The sequence below is a fragment of the Burkholderia sp. HI2500 genome, from assembly GCF_002223055.1.
Taxonomy (GTDB): Bacteria; Pseudomonadota; Gammaproteobacteria; order Burkholderiales; family Burkholderiaceae; genus Burkholderia.
In genome coordinates, this window is the sequence record NZ_NKFL01000004.1 from 170194 (window position 1) to 188665 (window position 18472).

19 protein-coding genes are annotated in these 18472 nt (G+C 68.9%); 10 read left to right on the forward strand and 9 right to left on the reverse strand.

The genetic code is table 11. From position 1 onward, the window contains the following. The first annotated feature begins 13 nt into the window (after positions 1-13). From CFB45_RS03330 to CFB45_RS03340, 3 genes are read left to right on the forward strand one after another with little or no spacing between them, the layout of a single operon-like run. Positions 14-1153, forward strand: coding sequence for a Re/Si-specific NAD(P)(+) transhydrogenase subunit alpha (locus tag CFB45_RS03330; protein ID WP_089425843.1), 1140 nt, complete (start codon positions 14-16; stop codon positions 1151-1153). A 17-nt stretch (positions 1154-1170) separates the two neighbouring features. Beyond that, a complete protein-coding gene (locus tag CFB45_RS03335; protein WP_089424514.1) occupies positions 1171-1497 on the forward strand; it encodes an NAD(P) transhydrogenase subunit alpha in 327 nt (108 codons plus the stop codon). Next, complete coding sequence (locus CFB45_RS03340) at positions 1494-2948, forward strand: NAD(P)(+) transhydrogenase (Re/Si-specific) subunit beta (RefSeq protein ID WP_089424515.1); 1455 nt, start codon at positions 1494-1496, stop codon at positions 2946-2948. Before CFB45_RS03335 ends, CFB45_RS03340 begins: the two co-directional genes overlap by 4 nt. A gap of 88 nt (positions 2949-3036) precedes the next feature. Here the strand turns inward: CFB45_RS03340 and CFB45_RS03345 are convergent, their stop codons facing one another. After that, complete coding sequence (locus tag CFB45_RS03345) at positions 3037-3957, reverse strand: LysR family transcriptional regulator (protein ID WP_089424516.1); 921 nt, start codon at positions 3955-3957, stop codon at positions 3037-3039. 80 nt (positions 3958-4037) lie between these two features. Here CFB45_RS03345 and CFB45_RS03350 point away from each other — a divergent pair, with 80 nt between their 5' ends. Next, the gene (locus tag CFB45_RS03350) at positions 4038-4961 is read left to right on the forward strand and encodes a carbon-nitrogen hydrolase family protein (RefSeq protein WP_089424517.1); all 924 of its coding nucleotides are present in this window, start codon (positions 4038-4040) and stop codon (positions 4959-4961) included. A gap of 78 nt (positions 4962-5039) precedes the next feature. Here the strand turns inward: CFB45_RS03350 and CFB45_RS03355 are convergent, their stop codons facing one another. Both CFB45_RS03355 and CFB45_RS03360 read right to left on the reverse strand, forming a co-directional pair. After that, positions 5040-5726, reverse strand: coding sequence for a helix-turn-helix transcriptional regulator (locus CFB45_RS03355; protein ID WP_069746174.1), 687 nt, complete (start codon positions 5724-5726; stop codon positions 5040-5042). Between the two features lie 73 nt (positions 5727-5799). Then, a complete protein-coding gene (locus CFB45_RS03360; RefSeq protein WP_089424518.1) occupies positions 5800-6204 on the reverse strand; it encodes a VOC family protein in 405 nt (134 codons plus the stop codon). Between the two features lie 173 nt (positions 6205-6377). Here CFB45_RS03360 and CFB45_RS03365 point away from each other — a divergent pair, with 173 nt between their 5' ends. Continuing rightward, on the forward strand, positions 6378-6710 hold the full coding sequence (locus CFB45_RS03365) for an ArsR/SmtB family transcription factor (RefSeq protein WP_089424519.1): 333 nt from the start codon (positions 6378-6380) through the stop codon (positions 6708-6710). Further along, on the forward strand, positions 6703-7167 hold the full coding sequence (locus CFB45_RS03370; protein WP_089424520.1) for an SRPBCC family protein: 465 nt from the start codon (positions 6703-6705) through the stop codon (positions 7165-7167). The genes CFB45_RS03365 and CFB45_RS03370 overlap by 8 nt, the downstream gene beginning before the upstream one ends. A 96-nt stretch (positions 7168-7263) precedes the next feature. Here the strand turns inward: CFB45_RS03370 and CFB45_RS03375 are convergent, their stop codons facing one another. From CFB45_RS03375 to CFB45_RS03405, 6 genes are all read right to left on the reverse strand, one after another. Continuing rightward, complete coding sequence (locus CFB45_RS03375) at positions 7264-8565, reverse strand: THUMP domain-containing class I SAM-dependent RNA methyltransferase (protein WP_089424521.1); 1302 nt, start codon at positions 8563-8565, stop codon at positions 7264-7266. Between the two features lie 165 nt (positions 8566-8730). Beyond that, positions 8731-10854 (reverse strand): site-specific recombinase, encoded by a 2124-nt coding sequence (locus CFB45_RS03380; RefSeq protein ID WP_089424522.1) that lies wholly within the window; start codon positions 10852-10854, stop codon positions 8731-8733. Positions 10855-11327: 473 nt separating this feature from the next. Then, entirely contained in the window at positions 11328-12056 is a 729-nt protein-coding gene (locus CFB45_RS03390) for a PqiC family protein (protein ID WP_089424524.1), read from the reverse strand. Further along, a complete protein-coding gene (locus CFB45_RS03395) occupies positions 12053-13672 on the reverse strand; it encodes a PqiB family protein (RefSeq protein ID WP_089424525.1) in 1620 nt (539 codons plus the stop codon). Before CFB45_RS03395 ends, CFB45_RS03390 begins: the two co-directional genes overlap by 4 nt. Further along, on the reverse strand, positions 13665-14294 hold the full coding sequence (locus tag CFB45_RS03400) for a paraquat-inducible protein A (protein WP_089424526.1): 630 nt from the start codon (positions 14292-14294) through the stop codon (positions 13665-13667). The genes CFB45_RS03395 and CFB45_RS03400 overlap by 8 nt, the downstream gene beginning before the upstream one ends. Beyond that, complete coding sequence (locus CFB45_RS03405; RefSeq protein WP_089424527.1) at positions 14291-14956, reverse strand: paraquat-inducible protein A; 666 nt, start codon at positions 14954-14956, stop codon at positions 14291-14293. The genes CFB45_RS03400 and CFB45_RS03405 overlap by 4 nt, the downstream gene beginning before the upstream one ends. A gap of 258 nt (positions 14957-15214) precedes the next feature. Between CFB45_RS03405 and CFB45_RS03410 the strand changes: the two genes are divergently transcribed. The 4 genes from CFB45_RS03410 to CFB45_RS03430 all read left to right on the forward strand — a co-directional run bounded on the left by CFB45_RS03410 (position 15215) and on the right by CFB45_RS03430 (position 18454). Then, a complete protein-coding gene (locus CFB45_RS03410) occupies positions 15215-15775 on the forward strand; it encodes a cytochrome b (RefSeq protein ID WP_089424528.1) in 561 nt (186 codons plus the stop codon). Between the two features lie 8 nt (positions 15776-15783). Beyond that, positions 15784-16344 (forward strand): YceI family protein, encoded by a 561-nt coding sequence (locus CFB45_RS03415; protein WP_089425844.1) that lies wholly within the window; start codon positions 15784-15786, stop codon positions 16342-16344. A gap of 65 nt (positions 16345-16409) precedes the next feature. Beyond that, on the forward strand, positions 16410-16991 hold the full coding sequence (locus CFB45_RS03420) for a YceI family protein (protein ID WP_089424529.1): 582 nt from the start codon (positions 16410-16412) through the stop codon (positions 16989-16991). Between the two features lie 185 nt (positions 16992-17176). Next, positions 17177-18454: an MFS transporter gene (locus CFB45_RS03430; protein ID WP_089424530.1), complete on the forward strand. Its 1278-nt coding sequence runs from the start codon at positions 17177-17179 to the stop codon at positions 18452-18454. Positions 18455-18472: the final 18 nt, after the last annotated feature.

The following is an 18472-nucleotide window of genomic DNA, read 5'->3' on the forward strand; positions in this document are numbered from 1 at the left end:
GGAGGGACCGACGATGCATATTGGCGTGCCTGCCGAAACGCGGGCGAACGAGGCGCGGGTGGCTGCGACGCCGGAAACCGTGAAGAAATACGCGGCGGCCGGGCATCGGGTCAGCATCGCGAGAGGGGCCGGCGTCGCCGCGAGTTATCCCGACGGCGCCTATGCGGCCGCCGGTGCCGAACTGACCGGCCAGTCGGCCGCGTTCGACGTCGACATCGTGCTGAAGGTCCAGGCGCCCACCGACGCCGAACTGCCGTTGCTCAAGCGCGGCTCGGTGCTGGTCGGCATGCTCGAGCCGTTCGACCGCGAGCAGGCGGCGAAGCTGGCCGCGGCCGGCGTGACGGCCTTCGCGCTCGAAGCCGCGCCGCGCACGACGCGCGCGCAGAGCCTCGACGTGCTGTCGTCGCAGGCGAACATCGCGGGCTACAAGGCCGTGCTGGTGGCCGCGGCGCTGTATCCGCGCTTCTTTCCGATGCTGATGACGGCCGCGGGCACCGTGAAGGCCGCGCGCGTGCTGATTCTCGGCGCGGGCGTCGCGGGCCTGCAGGCGATCGCGACCGCGAAGCGCCTCGGCGCGGTGATCGAGGCGTCCGACGTGCGGCCGGCCGTGAAGGAGCAGATCGAGTCGCTCGGCGCGAAATTCCTCGACGTCCCGTACGACACCGACGAAGAGCGCGACGCGGCGCAGGGCGTGGGCGGCTACGCGCGCCCGATGCCGCCGTCGTGGCTCGGCCGCCAGGCCGCGCTGGTGCACGAGCGGGCGAAGCAGGCCGACATCGTAATCACCACCGCGCTGATTCCCGGGCGCCCGGCGCCGACCTTGATCTCCGTCGAAACCGTGCAGTCGATGAAGCCGGGCTCGGTGCTCGTCGATCTCGCGGCCGGCCGCGGCCCGGAATTCGACGGCCGCAAGAGCGGCAACTGTCCGCTGACGGTCGCCGACCAGGTGATCGTGCACGACGGCGTGACGATCGCGGGCTACACGAATCTCGCGTCGATGGTCGCGGCGGACGCGTCGGCGCTGTATGCGCGCAACCTGCTCGACTTCATGAAGCTGATCGTCACGAAGGACGGCACGCTGAACATCGACCTGACCGACGACATCGTCGCCGCGACGCTCCTGTGCCGCGACAGCGAAGTCGCGCGCAAGTAACCGGGGAGAAGGCGACCATGGAAGTCATCAATCACACGGTGATCAACGTGATCATCTTCGTGCTGGCCGTGTATGTCGGCTACCACGTGGTGTGGAACGTCACGCCGGCGCTGCATACGCCGCTGATGGCCGTGACCAACGCGATCTCGGCGATCGTGATCGTCGGCGCGATGCTGGCGGCGGCGCTGACCGTCGGCACGACCGGCAAGGTGTTCGGCACGCTCGCGGTCGCGCTCGCGGCCGTCAACGTGTTCGGCGGTTTCCTCGTGACGAGGCGCATGCTCGAGATGTTCCGCAAGAAGGCGCCGAAGCCGGCCGACGGCGGCAAGGAGGGCGCGCGATGAGCATGAACGTCGTCACGCTGCTGTATCTCGTCGCGTCGGTGTGCTTCATCCAGGCGCTGAAGGGCCTGTCGAACCCGAAGAGCGCGCGGCGCGGCAACCTGTTCGGGATGGCCGGGATGGCCATCGCGATCCTCACGACGGTCGCGCTGATCGTCAAGCAGGCCGAGTGGCTCGGCGCGAACCTGCCGCTCGGCATCGCGCTGGTGCTCGGCGCGCTGATCGTCGGCGGCGGCGTGGGGGCGTTCGTCGCCGCGCGCGTCGAGATGACGAAGATGCCGGAGCTCGTCGCGGCGATGCACTCGCTGATCGGTCTCGCGGCCGTGTGCATCGCGTATGCGGTGGTGTCGGAGCCGGAAGCGTTCGGGCTGGTGCCGCAGGACGCGGTGTCGTCGAACTTCATCCCGTACGGCAACCGCGTCGAGCTGTTCATCGGCACGGTCGTCGGCGCGATCACGTTCTCCGGTTCGGTGATCGCGTTCGGCAAGCTGTCGGGCAAATACAGGTTCCGGCTGTTCCAGGGCGCGCCGGTCGTGTATGCGGGCCAGCACCTGCTCAACCTGATGCTCGCGCTCGCGATGCTCGGCTTCGGCATCCTGTTCTTCATCACGCAGTCGTGGCTGCCGTTCATCATCATGACGGCGATCGCGTTCGCGCTCGGCGTGCTGATCATCATCCCGATCGGCGGCGCGGACATGCCGGTGGTCGTGTCGATGCTGAACTCGTATTCGGGGTGGGCCGCGGCCGGCATCGGCTTCTCGCTGAACAACGCGATGCTGATCATCGCAGGCTCCCTCGTCGGCTCGTCGGGCGCGATCCTGTCGTACATCATGTGCCACGCGATGAACCGCTCGTTCTTCAACGTGCTCCTCGGCGGCTTCGGCGGCGACGCGGCGGCGGGTGGCGCAGCGGGCGCGAAGGAGCAGCGGCCGGTGAAGTCCGGTTCGGCCGAGGACGCGTCGTTCATGCTCGGCAACGCGGAGACGGTCGTGATCGTGCCGGGCTACGGGCTGGCCGTGGCCCGTGCGCAGCACGCGCTGAAGGAGCTGACCGACAAGCTGGTCGACAAGGGCATCGACGTGAAGTACGCGATCCATCCGGTCGCGGGGCGGATGCCCGGGCACATGAACGTGCTGCTCGCGGAAGCGGAAGTGCCGTACGAGATCGTGCACGAGATGGAGGACATCAACGGCGAATTCGGCCAGGTCGACGTCGTGCTGGTGCTCGGCGCGAACGACGTCGTGAACCCGGCCGCGAAGAACGATCCGGCGTCGCCGATCGCGGGGATGCCGATCATCGAGGCGTACAAGGCGCGCACGGTGATCGTCAACAAGCGCTCGATGGCGGCCGGCTATGCGGGCCTCGACAACGACCTGTTCTACATGGACAAGACGATGATGGTGTTCGGCGATGCGAAGAAGGTCATCGAGGACATGGTGAAATCGGTCGAATGACGCACGCGCGAGTGACGTGGCTGCGTGCTTCGATTCATGGGCAGCGTGACCGGGCAGGCCCGACTGGCACCAGTCAGTCGGGCCTTTTTCATGGTGCGACGAGATGGGCGACGCACGCGGCGATCCAGTCGCGTACGCGCACGATCGCCGGGTCGCGCTGCGTGCTCGTGCGCCAGCCGATTTCGACCGGGTAGTGCGGCAAGTCGACCGGGCACGCGAGCGCACGCAGCGGGGTGGATTGCGCGATCGCGCGCGCCGCGTGCGCGGGAATCGTCGCGACCGCGTCGGAGCCGGCGAGCAGGTACGGCAGCGCGGCGAAATGCGTGGTCGACGCCGCGACGCGCCGCTTGTGGCCGAGCGTGGCCAGCGCCTCGTCGACGATCCCGATCACGCCGCCCGACGACACGAGCAGGTGGTCGCGCCGCAGGAAATCGGCGAGCGTGAGTGTGCGCGGCGGCTTCGGGCTGGCGTCCGGGTCGATCAGGCACGCATAGCCGCCCGTCGCGACCGCGCGCCGGCTGAGCCCGTTCGCCGAGAAGCCGCCCGACGCGATCGCGAGGTCGACGCCGTGTCGCAGCAGCGCGTCGCCGGCGATGCCGCTGTGCGTCTGGCGGAAGATCAGCCGGATCCCGGCGGCTTCCCGCGCGACGGCGTCGATCAGTGCGCGGCCGAGCGCGATCTCGAAGTCGTCCGACAGCCCGATCGAGATCGTGCGGCCGATGCGCTCGCCGCCGTCGGCCGCGATCGCGAGGCTTTCGCGACAGCGGTCGAGCGCGTCGGACAGGATCGGCTTCAGCTCGTCCGCGCGCGGCGTCGGCGCGAGCCCGCGGCCGGTGCGCACGAACAGCGGATCGGCATAGATCACGCGCAGCCGCGCGAGCGCCGCGCTCACCGCCGACTGCGTGAGGCCGAGCCGCAGCGCCGCGCGGCTCGCGCCGCCTTCCTCGTACAGCGCCTCGAACACTTTCAGCAGGTTCAGGTCGAGGCCGGCGATATCATCAGCATTCATGACACTTATCGTTCTATCGATTTGATCGATGACATCTTATCGATAAAGATGGCGTTACCCCATTTACCGGAGACGCCTTCATGTCCACGTCAGTCATCGCCGCGCTGCAGATCGGCGCATCGCCCGCCGGCACGCGTGCCACGCTCGACGCGATCCTCGGCTACGAAACCGCGATCCGCGACAGCGGCGCGTCGCTCGTCGTGCTGCCCGAGGCCGTGCTCGGCGGCTATCCGAAAGGCGAGATCTTCGGCACGCGGCTCGGCTACCGGCTGCCCGAAGGCCGCGACGCGTATGCGCGCTATGCCGCGCAGGCAATCGACGTGCCGGGGCCGGAAACCGACGAACTGGCCGCGCTGTCGCAGCGCACGGGCGCGAGCCTCGTGGTCGGCGTGATCGAGCGCGGCGGCAGCACGCTGTACTGCACGGCGCTGTTCTTCGATCCGCGCGACGGGCTAGTCGCGAAGCACCGCAAGCTGATGCCGACCGGCACCGAGCGGCTGATCTGGGGGCAGGGCGACGGCTCGACGCTGCCCGTGGTCGACACGGCCGCGGGCCGCGCGGGCGCCGCGATCTGCTGGGAGAACCACATGCCGCTGCTGCGCTGCGCGATGTACGCGAAGGGCGTGCAGATCTGGTGCGCGCCGACCGTCGACGAGCGCGACGTCTGGCAGAGCTCGATGCGGCACATCGCGCACGAAGGGCGCTGCTTCGTCGTCAGCGCGTGCCAGGTGCAGCCGTCGCCGCGTGCGCTCGGCATCGACGTGCCGGGCTGGGATCCGGAGCGGCCGCTGATCCGTGGCGGTAGCGTGATCGTCGGGCCGCTCGGCGACCTGCTGACGGAGCCGCTGATCGGCGAAGCCGGGCTCGTGACCGCGCGCATCGATACCGATGAACTCGTGCGGGCGCGCTACGACTTCGACGTGGTCGGGCATTACGCGCGGCCCGACGTGTTCTCGCTGCACGTCGACGAGCGGCCGAAGCGGACGGTGGTGTTCGGCGGGTAGGGCGGGGCGGCTAGGCGCCGCACGGCGGCCCGGAAGATGAACGGCGGCGGCGCGCATCGCACCCGCCGTCGTGCCGCGTCAGCGCATCGGCGCTTCCGCAATCCGCATGTAGTCGGCGATCCGCCGCCCTTCCATGTCCGGAAACTGCTCGTGCACGGTGATGTCGCCCATCCGCGCGATGTCGAAGGTCCGGAAATCGTCGCGCAGCTCGCACCACGCGCCGATCGTCCAGCGCCCGCCCCAGTAGACGAGCCCGAGCGGCCACACGCGGCGTTGCGAATGCGCGCCGAGCCGGTCGCGGTAGCCGAAGCTGACGACGTGGCGCGTGTCGATGGCCTGGTGGATCGCGTCGACTTTCGCGCAAAACGTCTCGTCGATGTGGAACGACGGCGCGAACACGGGCAGGCGGTCGAGCGCCGTGCGCTTGTCGGCCGGCATCGCCGACGCGATCTTCGCGAGCGCCGAGCGCGCGCCGCTCGCGAAGCGCGCACCGCCCCAGGTTTCGAGCATGCGTGCGCCGGTGGCGAGCGCCGCCAGCTCCTCGGCCGTGAACGTGAGCGGCGGCAGGCTCGCGTTGCGGTTCAGCCGGTAGCCGATGCCGGCTTCGCCTTCGATCGGCACCCCTGACAGTTGCAGGTCGCGCACGTCGCGGTAGACGGTGCGCGGCGACACCGACAGCCAGTCGGCCAGTTGCTGCGCGGTCGTGAGACGACGGCCGCGCAGCAGCTCGGCGATCTGGAACAGGCGGTCGGCACGGCGCGTCATGACGGCACCTCGATTCCAACGGCAGTGGGGACTTCGCGATGATAGCGCCGCGCGGGCCCGACGGCCGCTGCGCTCAGTGGCATTTCGGCGCGTGCAGGCCGACGCGGTTGCCTTCCGTGTCGATCAGGTAGCCGACGTAGCCGTAGTTGTTCGGCAGCTCGACGACCGAGCCCTGCACGACGCCGCCCGCGCGCTTCGCGCGTTCGAGCGCCGCGACGACCGATTCGCCGGCGTTCAGGTAGACGAGCACGCCGTTCGCGCTCGGCTTCAGCTGCTGCGGATCGAACACGATGCTGCCGCCCGTGCTCGATGCGTCGCGGTCGAACGTGGCCATCGGCACGCCGCCGATGACTGCGCGCTGCAGCGTCGTCTGCAGCACGGTTTCGTAAAAGCGGATCGCCCGGTCGAAATCGAGGGACGGAATGTCGAACCACGCAATCGCGCGTTCCACGGTGGCGGTGGCAGTTGCGGACGTCATGACGAGCTCCTTGTTGCGTTGTTTGTTGTTCGGGTTCGGTGCGGAAACCGGTCTTGCATTGCGCCGGGATTGCAGTGTGATCGCGGCCTGCTGACACCGTATTGTCAGTAGAGTTGTCACCCTTGACATGCAACTGATTGGTTGCATAATAAGGCCATTGACCCGGGAGTGGCATGGATCTCGTTTTCAAGGCGCTGGCCGACGCCACGCGCCGCCAGTTGCTTGATTTGCTGCACGCGAAAAGCGGGCAGACCCTGTCCGAGCTGTGCGACGGGCTCGCGATGAGCCGGCAGGCGGTGAGCAAGCATCTCGCGCTGCTCGAGGCCGCGAATCTCGTCGCGACGACGTGGCGCGGCCGGGAGAAGCTGCATTACCTGAATCCGGTGCCGATCCACGACATCGCGGAACGCTGGATCGGCAAGTTCGAGCGTCAGCGGCTGCAGGCGCTGGCGGATCTCAAGCGCGGGCTGGAAGCGGCCGGCGAATCGGGAGACAACGATGAGTAATGCCGCCTTTGTGTACGTGACGTTCATTGCATCGACGCCCGAGCGTGTGTTCGATGCGCTCACCAACGCCGAGCTGACGAAGGACTACTGGGTGCGGCACCGCAACGCATCGCCCGACTGGCGACCGGGCTCGCGCTGGGAACATCAGGACTACGACGATCCGTCGCGGGTCGACATCGTCGGCGAAGTGGTCGAGAACGATCCGCCGCACCGGCTGGTCGTCACGTGGCGTACGCCGTCAGGGGAGGGGGAGGCGTCGCGCGTGACCTATCTCGTCGAGCCGCACGAGGGCGTCGTGAAGCTGACGGTCACGCACGACGGGCTGGTGCCGGGTTCGGAGATGGATCGCGGGATTCGCGGCGGCTGGCCGGTCGTGCTGTCGAGCCTGAAGACGCTGCTCGAGACGGGGCAGGCGCTGCCGTTCACGATGGGGCGCTGGGCGTGCTCGAAGCACTGAAACGCAACGCCGCCGTTGCCGCGGGTGCGGTAACGGCGGCGTTCCGGTTGTCGTAGCGGAGCCGCAGCGGCGGCCCCGTGGCGATCATGATGCCGGTTACGCGTCGCCTTCCGGCGTGGCCGGGCGCGCCTTCACGCTGCCGGCGATCAGGTCGAAGCGGAACAGCCGGCATTCGAGCGCGCCGTTGAACAGCGGCGTCTTCGCCGATTCGCGCAGCCGCAGCTGGCCCGGCAGCGAACGGTCGGACGTCAGCAGGAACGCCTGCCAGCCGGTGAAGCGCTGCTTCAGCGCATCGCCGAGCGCGTTGAAGAACTCGCTGTCGGGTGCGTCGGTGTGGGTGCGGCGGAAGGCGTCGTCGTTGCCGCGGTTGCGGCCCGTCTCGCGCACCTCGCCGCGCGCGCTGCGGCCGCGCACCTCGATCCGCTCGCCGTACGGCGGGTTCGCGAGGATGATGCCCGGGCCGTCGCACGGCGGCGTCATCCCGCGCGCGTCGACCTGCTTGAGCCATACCGACGGCACGCCCGCACGCTCGAGGTTCGCGCGCGCCTTCTCGAGCATGTCGCCGGAGATGTCGCTGCCGTACACGCCGAGCGCTTCGCCGCGTTTGCCGCGCGCCGCGCGCTTCGCGTCCAGCGCGGGGACCTTCAGCCCCTGCCACGCGGTGATGTCGTACTGCTTGAGCTTCTCGAAGCCGAACCGGCGCTCGACGCCCGGCGCCACGCCGAGCGCGATCTGCGCGGCTTCCGCGAGGAACGTGCCGCTGCCGCACATCGGGTCGTACAGCGCCGTGCCGGGCGTCCAGCCCGTCAGGCGCAGGATGCCGGCCGCGAGGTTTTCGCGCAGCGGCGCCGCGCCCTTGTCGAGACGCCAGCCGCGCTTGAACAGCGGCTCGCCCGACGTGTCGAGGTACAGCGTGCACTCGTTGACGGTCAGGAACGCGAATACGCGCACGTCCGGCGCACCGGTGTCGATGCTCGGGCGCGAGCCGGTTTTCTCGCGCATCCGGTCGCAGATCGCATCCTTCACGCGCAGCGTCGCGAATTCGAGGCTCTTCAGCGGGGACTTGATCGCGGTGATGTCGACGCGCAGCGTCTGCGTCGCCGCGAACCAGCGCTCCCACGGCTGCTCGAGCGCGAGCGCGTAGACGTCCTGCTCGTTGCGGTACGCGCGGTGCGCGATCTTCAGCAGGACCCGGCTCGCGATCCGCGAATGGAGGTTCGCGGCCATGCCGGCGGCCCAGCCGCCGCTGAAGTGGACGCCGCCCGGCACCTGCGCGCCCGCGGTGAACGGCGCGCCGTTCAGGTGGCGGCCGGCGATTTCGGCCAGCTCGGCGGCAAGCGCCGCTTCGAGGCCGCGCGGGCAGGGGGCAAAGAATTCGTACAGGGTGGGCGAGGACATAAGGCGGGTGAGGACGTGCAAAAGTCCACTATTGTACGCGGCGCGGGCGGCCGGGGCCGGCGTTGCGTCGCCTTTCGGTGCCGCGGCGCGGGCCGGGGCGTCCCACACGCGTGCCGGCAGGCCGTGCGGCTGCGCCCGGGCGGGCACCGCCATGCCGCCGCGGGCTCAGTGCGAGCCCGGCTGGCCGGCGCGCGCGGCTGGGCTGCTGCCCGGCCAGAACAGCGCGAGCGGATTGGACAGCACCGTGCGGACGATCGCGGCGACGAGCGCGCGCACCTTGGTCCGGCGCAGGCTGCGCGAGCGCACGGCCATCGTGAACGCGAGCGCGAAGCTCACGAGCACGTTGAGGATCGCCATGCTGAGCACGCCGGCGCCGGCCCACCACAGCTCGGGCGTGCCGAGCGTATCCTTGCCCAGCACGCCGAGCGCGATGCCGATCGAGCCGGCCGACAGCGTCACGTGCCGCACCTCGAACGGGAACATGAACACGGTGACGATCGCCGGAACGAGGCCGAGCATCAGGCCGAGCCCGACGTTCGCGACCACGCCGGCCACGTTCGACCGGCAGAAGTGCGCGAGCTTCGCGGCACCGGCCTGACCGAGCGTGAGGCGCAGCCGGCGGTTGTACGTGAGCGCGTCGCCGACCCGGTGCAGCACGAACCAGTTGTCGGCCCAGCCCGCGAGCAGGCTCGACGCCCACAGCAGCACGCCGGTCAGCGCCGCGTAGAGCGGCGTCGGGCCGAGCAGCGAGAACGAGTGCAGGGTCGCGTGCGCCTTCTCCGGCGAGATCAGGTTCGCGTGCATCACGTTGCCCGCGAACAGCTGCACCAGCAGGCACACGGGCAGCACGACGAGTACGTTGCCGGAAATGGCAGCGGCCTGCGTGCGGATCAGCGCGATCACCGACGCGACGAACGCCTTCACGCCTTCCTCGTGGCCGGTGTCGTCGAGCTCGCGCGCGAGGGTCGGCGCGGTCATCGCGGGCTGCTTGGTCGCGAGCGTGAAGTGCAGGAAGTGCATCAGCATGAAGCTGGCCGCGTAGTTGACGCCCGCGAGCAGCCCTTCGAGCATCGACTGCAGGTGCGCGCCCGTGATCGCGAACTTCACGCACACGGTCACGACCGTGACGAGGCCGCCGCCCGCGGCCATCCGCAGCATCTTCAGGTACTCGGCGCGGCCGCGCGAGATGTAGTGCTCGCCGGTGTCCGCGTTGGTCTCGACGAGCTTGCGCGCGAACAGCGAGAAGTTGCTGCGCACGAGGTGCGACACGCTCTGGCTGTTGTGGTTCGCGTCGATGAGCTCGGCCGTCAGGTGCGCCATGCCGTGCAGGTCGTCGCGCGCCATCCACGCGTTCAGCAGCATCTCGGCGCGCACGATGCGCATGCGCATCCGTTCGACCTGGAACACGATGTCGACCGACACGCCGTTGCGGTACAGGTGCGAGAACACGTCGTCGACGGCGATCCGGCACTCGTCGAGCAGCACGCGCAGGTAGTTCACCTCGTGCAGCAGCTTGCTCGGGTCGCCGCCGTCCTCGACGGCCGCATGCGCGGTCTCGACCGCGAGCATCGCGCGCGTGAGGCGGTAGAACGGCTGGGTTTCGAGCGGCTTGCGTGCGTCGTCGTCGGAGAGCCGGCTGCGCACCGTCTGCGACAGGCCGGTCGAGCTGATCTGGCAGGTCAGGTTGTGCAGCGCGGCCAGCAGGTCGCGCGAGAACGAGCCCGGCTCGTGGCGCTCTTCGTCGGTGACGTCGAACGAGATCAGCTCGGCGAGGCGCGTGAGGAGATCGTCGGGCAGCGCGTCGATCCATTGCGCGTCTTCCGGCGTCGGGAATATCAGCGTGAACAGCGCGGACAGCTCGCGGCGGTTCGGCGCGGGCGGGATCAGCGACGCGTCGATCCGCTCGAACAGCGCGCCGAAGAAGCCCGAGTGCACGGGCATGCCGGCGTCGCACAGGAGCGAGATGCCGTCGCACTCGCGCAGGATGCCGCGCAGGATGCGCGCGGCGTGGGTTTTCCACGCGGGATTGCGATCGAGCACGTGGAACAGGTAGCGCAACCGCGCATGGGCCGGATACGCGCGCGCATCGGCGTCGCGATCGGCCGGCGCGTCGGGTGCGGCCTGCATCGTGCCGGTGCGGCGCAGCCAGTGCGCGAGCTCGATCAGCCATTCGCTGCGCTCGGCGTACGACGCATCGGCGTCGGCGTGCGCGAGCAGCGCATCGAGCTGGTGACCGGCATTGCGCGACGCGCGCCACTTCTTGATCAGGGTCGTCAGGGAACGAAACATAAACGGAATAACGAAAGCCCTCGGCGGGCGGGTTCGGATTGCCGGCCGGGGAAACGGCGCGGCGCCGGGGAGAACGGGTGAGACGGGGCCGGTTGCCGGACGATGCGCGGCGACCCGCGATGCGGCTGCCCCGCTGCGGTGCACGCCGATCGCGTGCAGGCGCCGGGAGGCACGGCGGTCGGGCCGAACGCGGCCCGGCGCCGCTGGCTGGCGCGCACGACGAACGGCGCGAGCCGGAAAGTGCGTAGGATCGTCAATCGGGCCGGAAAACGCAAGCCGACCGTGTCGCATGGCGCCGGTTCCGGCCGACTTTGACAAACAATGCAAAGAGGCCGTTTGGCCGATGAGCGTGACGGGAGGCGGGCGGCGCCGCAACGCCGACGGCGGCCAGCGCGTCGTCGACGATCCCGGTCACGCCGCCCGAAACCGCGCGGGCGAGCACGCCGTCGAGCGCTCGCCTGCGCGCCGCCCGCTTACGCGCCGGACTTGCCCGTCGCGCCGGCGTCGCCGCCGGAGGTCGGGTTGGCCGGGCACGGCACGACCGGCGCGGCGGCCGTCTTGCTGCCGGCAGCGGGCGCCGTGGCAGTCGCCGTGCCGCGGCGCGCGGCCATCGCGCGCACGCCGGCCGCGGCTTGCGTGGCAATCACGTCGAGCGCGCGCCGGTGGCCGGCGACGAGCGCGTCGTAGCCGTCGGCGACCGGTTCCGCGACGCTCGTGCGGCAGGTCATCACGGCCTGCGTGGCGAGCGAGCGCACGCTCCACACGGCGTCGACCGCCGCGCGTTTGCCGGGCCACGACTCGAAGCGCTGCACGTTCACGCTGATCCGGTACACCGGCACGCCGGGCGGGGTCGCGGAGTTCGCGACGTCGATCGTGCCGAGCTGCGCGGCGAGATCGTCCGACAGCGCGCGACGGATCTCGTCGGCGGGCGGCGACGCCCAGCGTTCCTGCTCGAGCACGTCGACCTGCGCGGCGTTCTTCTGCACGACCAGCTGGTTCTTCGCGACCTGCTCGGGCACGCCGACGGACGGCACCTCGATCAGGAACGCCGGGTTGGCCGGCGCGGTGCGCAGCGGTGCCGCGGCATCGGCCGGGCTGAGCGTGTAGAACCGCGCGGGCGGCGAGCTGCACGCGGCGAGCGCGAGGGCGGCGACAGCTGCCGCCGCGCCGCTCGCGAAACCGTTCACGCGTGTCGTCGTCATTGTTTATCTCCTGGCTTGCCCTTGAGCAGCGATTCGGGGTGGCGCTCCAGATAGTCGGCGAGCGCGTTCAGCGATTGCAGCGTGCGCGTGAGCTCCTTCAGCGCACCGCGCACGTCGGACTGCAGCGGCGAATCCTGCTGCAGCGTCGCTTCGGCGGTCGAGAAGGTCTGCTTCGCGGCCGACAGCGTGTCGCGCGCTTCCGGCGCGACCTGCGTGTCGAGCTGCTTGAACAGCTTGTCGGCGTTCGACAGCGCGCTGTTCAGGTTCGCGCCGATCTGGTCGAACGGCACCTTGTCGAGCTTCTTCGCGATGTCGGCGACCTGCAGCTGCAGCTCGTCGAGCGTGTTCGGCACGGTCGGCAGCTCGAGCGGCTGGCGCGCCGTGTCGATCTTCACGGCCGGCGCCTTCGGGAAGAAGTCGAGCGCGACGTACAGCTGGCTCGTCAGCAGGTTGCCGGTGCGCAGCTGGCCGCGCAGCCCGTGCTGGACGAGCCGCTCGACGATCTCGCGGCGGGCCGGTTCGCCCTTGCTCTCGATCGTTTCGCGGAAGCGGCGGCCGAGGCGTTCCGGATACACGTTCATCGTCACCGGCATCAGGAAGTTCTTCGTCTTCGGATCGAAGTCGATGCCGATGTTCGTCACTTCGCCGAGCACGATGCCGCGGAAGTCGACCGTCGCGCCGACCGCGAGCCCGCGCAGCGACTGGTTGAAGTTCATCACGACCTGCAGTGGCTGGCCGTCCGGGTCGCGCATCGCGTCGCCCTCGTCGGACGCGAGGCGGAACGTCGTGTTGTTCGGCGCGGTCGCGCCGGAGCCCTGGTTCGGTGGCGTCTGGAACGCGATGCCGCCGAGGATCACCGTCGCGAGCGACTGCGTGTTCAGCTTCAGGCCGCTCGAGTCGAGCCGCAGGTCCACGCCGCTTGCCTGCCACCAGCGCGAATTCACGCCGACGTACTGGTTGTACGGCGCATTGACGAACACGTTGAACGTGACGCCGGTGCCGTCCTTGTCGAGCGAGAAGCCGACTACCTGGCCGACCTGCACGCGGCGGTAGTAGACCGGCGAGCCGATGTCGACCGAGCCGAGCGAATCGCCGCGCAGCACGTACTGCGTGCCTTTCTGGTCGCCCGTGACGGCGGGCGGTGACTCGAGTCCCGTGAAGTCGGTCAGCGTATCCTCCGAGCGCCCGGCGTCGACGCCGATGTACGCGCCCGACAGCAGCGTGCCGAGCCCCGACACGCCGGTCGCGCCGACGCGCGGCCGCACGATCCAGAAGCGCGAGCCCTTGACCGCGAAATCCTCCGCTTCCTTCTTGAGCTGCACCTGGACGAGCACGCGCGACAGGTCTTTCGACAGCTTGATCGTCTTGACCATGCCGATCTCGACGTCCTTGTACTTGACCTGGGTCTTGCCCGGCTCGAGCCCTTCGGCGCTGTGGAAGCTGATCGTGATTTCCGGGCCGCGCTCGCGTACGGACTTGATCACGAGGCCGATGCCGATCAGCGCGGCGATCAGCGGCACGAGCCAGACGAGCGACGGCAGCCAGCCGCTTTTCGTCGAGATCGTCGGATCGGGCGGCCGGGGCGCGTCGTGCTGCGGGCCTTGTGGACTATTCATGGTGATTCCCTGAGGTTTCGACTGGATCCCAGATCAGGCGGGGATCGAACTGCATCGATGCGAGCATCGTCAGGATCACGACGGAACCGAACGCGAGCGCGCCGGGGCCGGCCGTGATGACGGCGAGCGAACGAAAATGGACGAGCGCGACGGTCAGCGTCACGACGAAGATGTCGAGCATCGACCAGCGGCCGATGCGTTCGACGATCCGGTAGAGGCGCGTGCGCTGCAGCGGCCGCCAGGCGGCGCGGCGCTGCGCGCTGATCACGAGGATCAGCAGCACGCCGAGCTTGAGCATCGGCACGAGGATGCTGGCGACGAACACGACGACGGCGAGCGGCCAGTCGCCGGACGTCCAGAAATAGATGACGCCGCTCATGATCGTGTCTTCCTGGGAGCCGACGATCGACGACGTGCGCATGATCGGCAGCAGGTTCGCCGGGATATACAGGATCGCGGCCGCGAGCAGCAGCGCCCACGTGCGCATGATGCTGTTCGGCGTGCGCACGTGCAGCGCGCTGCCGCAGCGCGCGCAATGCGCGTGCGGTTGGTCGAGCGTCTGCACGAGCCCGCACGCGTGGCAGCTGACGTAGCCCTCGCGGGCGGCGGTCGGCGTCGTCATCGGCGGGGCGCTTCCGGCAGCGCCGCCGCGGTGTCGGGCCCCGCGGGCGAGCGGCCGGCGCGCAGGTCGTCGGCGATGTCCCACACCGTGCGCGGGTCGAACATCAGCACGACGGCGATCATCAGCGTGAGCGCGCCGAACGCGAACAGCGCCGCGTCGGGCACGACGCGCGCGAGGCTCACCATCTTCACGATCGTGACCACGATGCCGAGCATGAACACCTCGATCATCCCCCACGGCCGCACGAGCTGGATCGTGCGCAGCACGAGGTTCAGGCCCGGCGGCACGACGCCGCGGCGGATCGGCAGCAGCACGTAAAGCAGCGCGGCCATCTCGACGAGCGGGAACAGCACGGTCGAGCAGAACACCATCACGCCGACGACCGCCATGTCCTGATGCCACAGCGTGTCGATCGCGCCGATCAGCGTCGTCTGCACGCGCGTGCCGTTCAGGTCCATTTCGAGGATCGGGAACGTCTGCGCGATGATGAACGTGACGAGCGCCGCGACCGCGAGCGCGGTGATGCGCTCGATCTGCGTGGTGCTGTTGCGATAGAGCAGCGCGTCGCAGCGCGGACAGCGCGCGATCTCGCGGCCGCTCAGGCGCGGTTTATGCAACAGTGCGTCGCATTCGTGGCAGGCAATCAGGTCGTATCGTTGCATGGAAAAGGCAGTGGTGCGACGGCTGGGGAGACGCGTCGACGGGGCCGGAACCCGCGCCAATCTTACCAAAAGGCCTTTTTCGGTGTGTCAACGATCGCCAGTTCTGTGACTGATCGGTAACATGACGGGAAGCTGTCAGCCGGCTGGCGGGCCTGTCTTCAGAGTCCGCGCGCGTCAAAAGGTTGCGGTAGCATGGCGCCCTTGACAAGCGTCGGACGTATGGCCGGCGCGGCCGTTCGCTGAACTGAGGAATCCAAGATGGCATCGAAATCGCTGCCGGCCAGGCCGGTACGCTATACGCAGACGGCGATCGCGCTGCACTGGCTGATCGCGCTGCTGATCGTCTGCGCGTTCGCGCTGGGCTGGGTGATGACCGACATCCCCGGCTTCACGCCGACCAAGCTGAAGTACTTCTCGTGGCACAAGTGGATCGGCGTGACGGTATTCGCGCTGGCCGTCGCGCGCGTGCTGTGGCGTGCGACCCACGTGCCGCCGGCGCTGCCGGGCGGCACGCCCGCGTGGCAGCGTGCGGCGTCGCACGGCGTGCACATCCTGCTGTACCTGCTGATGATCGTGATTCCGGTGACGGGCTACCTGTACAGCTCGGCGTCGAACATCCCGGTCGTCTACCTCGGCATCGTGCCGCTGCCGCGGCTGATCGACCCCGATCCGGTGCTGAAGGAAACCTTCAAGACGCTTCACGTGTCATTGAATTACATTCTGCTTGCGCTCGTTTCGCTGCACGTGGTCGCGGCGCTCAAGCACCAGTTGTTGGACCGCGACGGCCTGCTGTCGCGGATGCTTCCCTTTGCCAAATGAAGGATTCCATGAAAGTGTCTTTCTCCCGCTCCATGCTGACCGCGTTCGCCGCGGCGTCACTTGTCGCGTCGGGCGCGGCGCTCGCCGATGTCGATCTCGCGAAGAGCAAGGTGTCCGCCGTGTCGAAGCAGATGAACGTGCCGACCGAAGGCGCGTTCAAGAAGTTTTCCGCGCAGGTGAAGTTCGACCCGGCGAAAGCCGCGCAGGGCAGCGCCCAGATGACGATCGACGTCGCCAGCTATGACCTCGGCGACAAGATGTACAACGACCAGGTCGCCGGCAAGGACTGGTTCGACGCGAAGGCGTATCCGCAGGCCACGTTCGTGTCGTCGGCGATCGCGCCGGCGGGCGGCAACAAGTACAACGTGACCGGCAAGCTGACGATCAAGGGCAAGTCCGAGAACGTCACGGTGCCCGTCACGGTCACGCAGAGCGGCGCGACGCAGACCTTCGACGGCGTGCTGCCGATCAAGCGCTCGGCGTTCAACGTCGGCACCGGCGAGTGGAAGGACACGTCGGTCGTCGCGGACGAAGTGCAGATCAAGTTCCATCTCGTCGCCACCAAGTAAGCGGCGCACTGTCGCCTCACCCGAATGCCGCGCGAGGGCGCGGCGCTGTTCCAAGGAGAAAAGGTTTGAAAAAGCAACTGATCATCGCCGCAGGCGCGCTGGCAGCGTCGCTGTCGTTCTCGGCATTCGCCGAAAGCGTCACGTACCAGTTCGACCCGAGCCACACGTACCCGAGCTTCGAGGCTGACCACATGGGCGGCCTGTCGGTCTGGCGCGGCAAGTTCGACAAGTCGAGCGGCTCCGTGACGCTCGACCGCGCGGCGAAGACCGGTACGGTCGACGTGACGACCGACATCGCGTCGATCCACACCGGCAGCACGAAGCTCGACGAGCATCTGCAGACGGCCGAGTTCTTCGACGTCGCCAAGTTCCCGCAGGCGAACTACAAGGGCGCGATCAAGTTCGACGGCGACAAGCCGGTATCGGTGGTCGGCAACCTGACGCTGCATGGCGTCACGAAGCCGGTGACGCTGAAGATCGACTCGTTCAAGTGCATGCCGCACCCGATGCTCAAGCGTGAAGTGTGCGGCGTCGACGCAGTCGGCGAATTCGACCGCAGCGATTTCGGCCTCGACTACGGCAAGCAGTACGGCTTCAAGATGAAGACGAAGCTGCTGATCACGGCCGAAGCGCTCAAGCAGCAGTAAGCCCGCCGGTCGGGCCGGCCTTCGCGCCGGCCCGTCGCGAGCCCGCCGCCGCGTTCCCGTCAGGGGGCGCGGCGGTTTTTATTTGCGCGCCTATAATCGCCCGAGCGCCGTACCCGGCGCCGGGCAGGCCGACGGCGCGCGAGCGGCCGCCTCGAACAGAACGTACAACGACAAGGAGATCGCCGATGCATGCCGTCACGCAGTCCCGTTCCATTGCCTCGTCGCCGCGCGTGTGGCGCGCGGTGGTCGCCGCGTCGATCGGCAATGCGCTCGAGTGGTTCGATCTCGTCGTCTACGGCTTCTTCGCGGTGACGATCTCGAAGCTGTTCTTCCCGGCCGGCAACGACACCGTGTCGCTGCTGCTCACGCTCGGCACGTTCGGCGTGTCGTTCTTCATGCGCCCGCTCGGCGCGATCGTGCTCGGCGCGTATGCCGACCGCGCCGGCCGCAAGGCCGCGCTCACGCTGTCCATCCTGCTGATGATGGGCGGCACGCTGATCATCGCGGTGCTGCCGACCTACGAGACGATCGGCGTCGCGGCGCCGGTGATCCTCGTCGCCGCGCGGCTGATGCAGGGTTTCTCGGCCGGCGGCGAGTTCGGCAGCGCGACCGCGTTCCTCGCCGAGCACGTGCCGGGCCGGCGCGGCTTCTTCGCGAGCTGGCAGGTCGCGAGCCAGGGGCTCACGACGCTGCTCGCCGCCGGCTTCGGCACCGTGCTGAACGCGCAGCTCACGGCCGCGCAGATGGCGTCGTGGGGCTGGCGCGTGCCGTTCTTCTTCGGCCTGCTGCTCGGGCCGGTCGCGTACTACATCCGCACGAAGGTCGACGAGACCCCCGAATTCCTCGCGGCGGAAGGCACCGCGAACCCGCTGCGCGACACGTTCGCTTCGCACAAGGCGCGCCTCGTCGCCGCGATGGGCGTGGTCGTGCTCGGCACGGTCGCGACTTATCTCGTGCTGTTCATGCCGACCTACGGCGTGAAGCAGCTCGGCCTCGCGCCGTCGGCCGCGTTCGCGGCGATCCTGGTGGTCGGCGTGATCCAGATGGCGTTCGCGCCGCTCGTCGGCCACTGGTCAGACACCTACGGCCGCGTGCGCGTGATGATCGCGCCGGCCATCGGCATCCTCGTGCTGATCTATCCGGCGTTCGCGTACCTGGTCGCGCATCCGGGCTTCGGCACGCTGATCGCGCTGCAGGTGCTGCTCGCGTTCCTGATGACGGGCTACTTCGCGGCGCTGCCGGGTTTGCTGTCGGAAGTGTTTCCGGTGCAGACGCGCACGACCGGGATGTCGCTCGCGTATAACGTCGCGGTGACGATCTTCGGCGGCTTCGGGCCGTTCATCATCGCGTGGCTGATCAAGGCGACCGGAATGAAGACCGCGCCGAGCTTCTACCTGATGTTCGCGGCCGTGCTGAGCCTCGTGGCGCTGGTCGTGCTGCGCAAGCGGTTCGGGTTCCGGTAACGGGACGGGCGGCGCGCG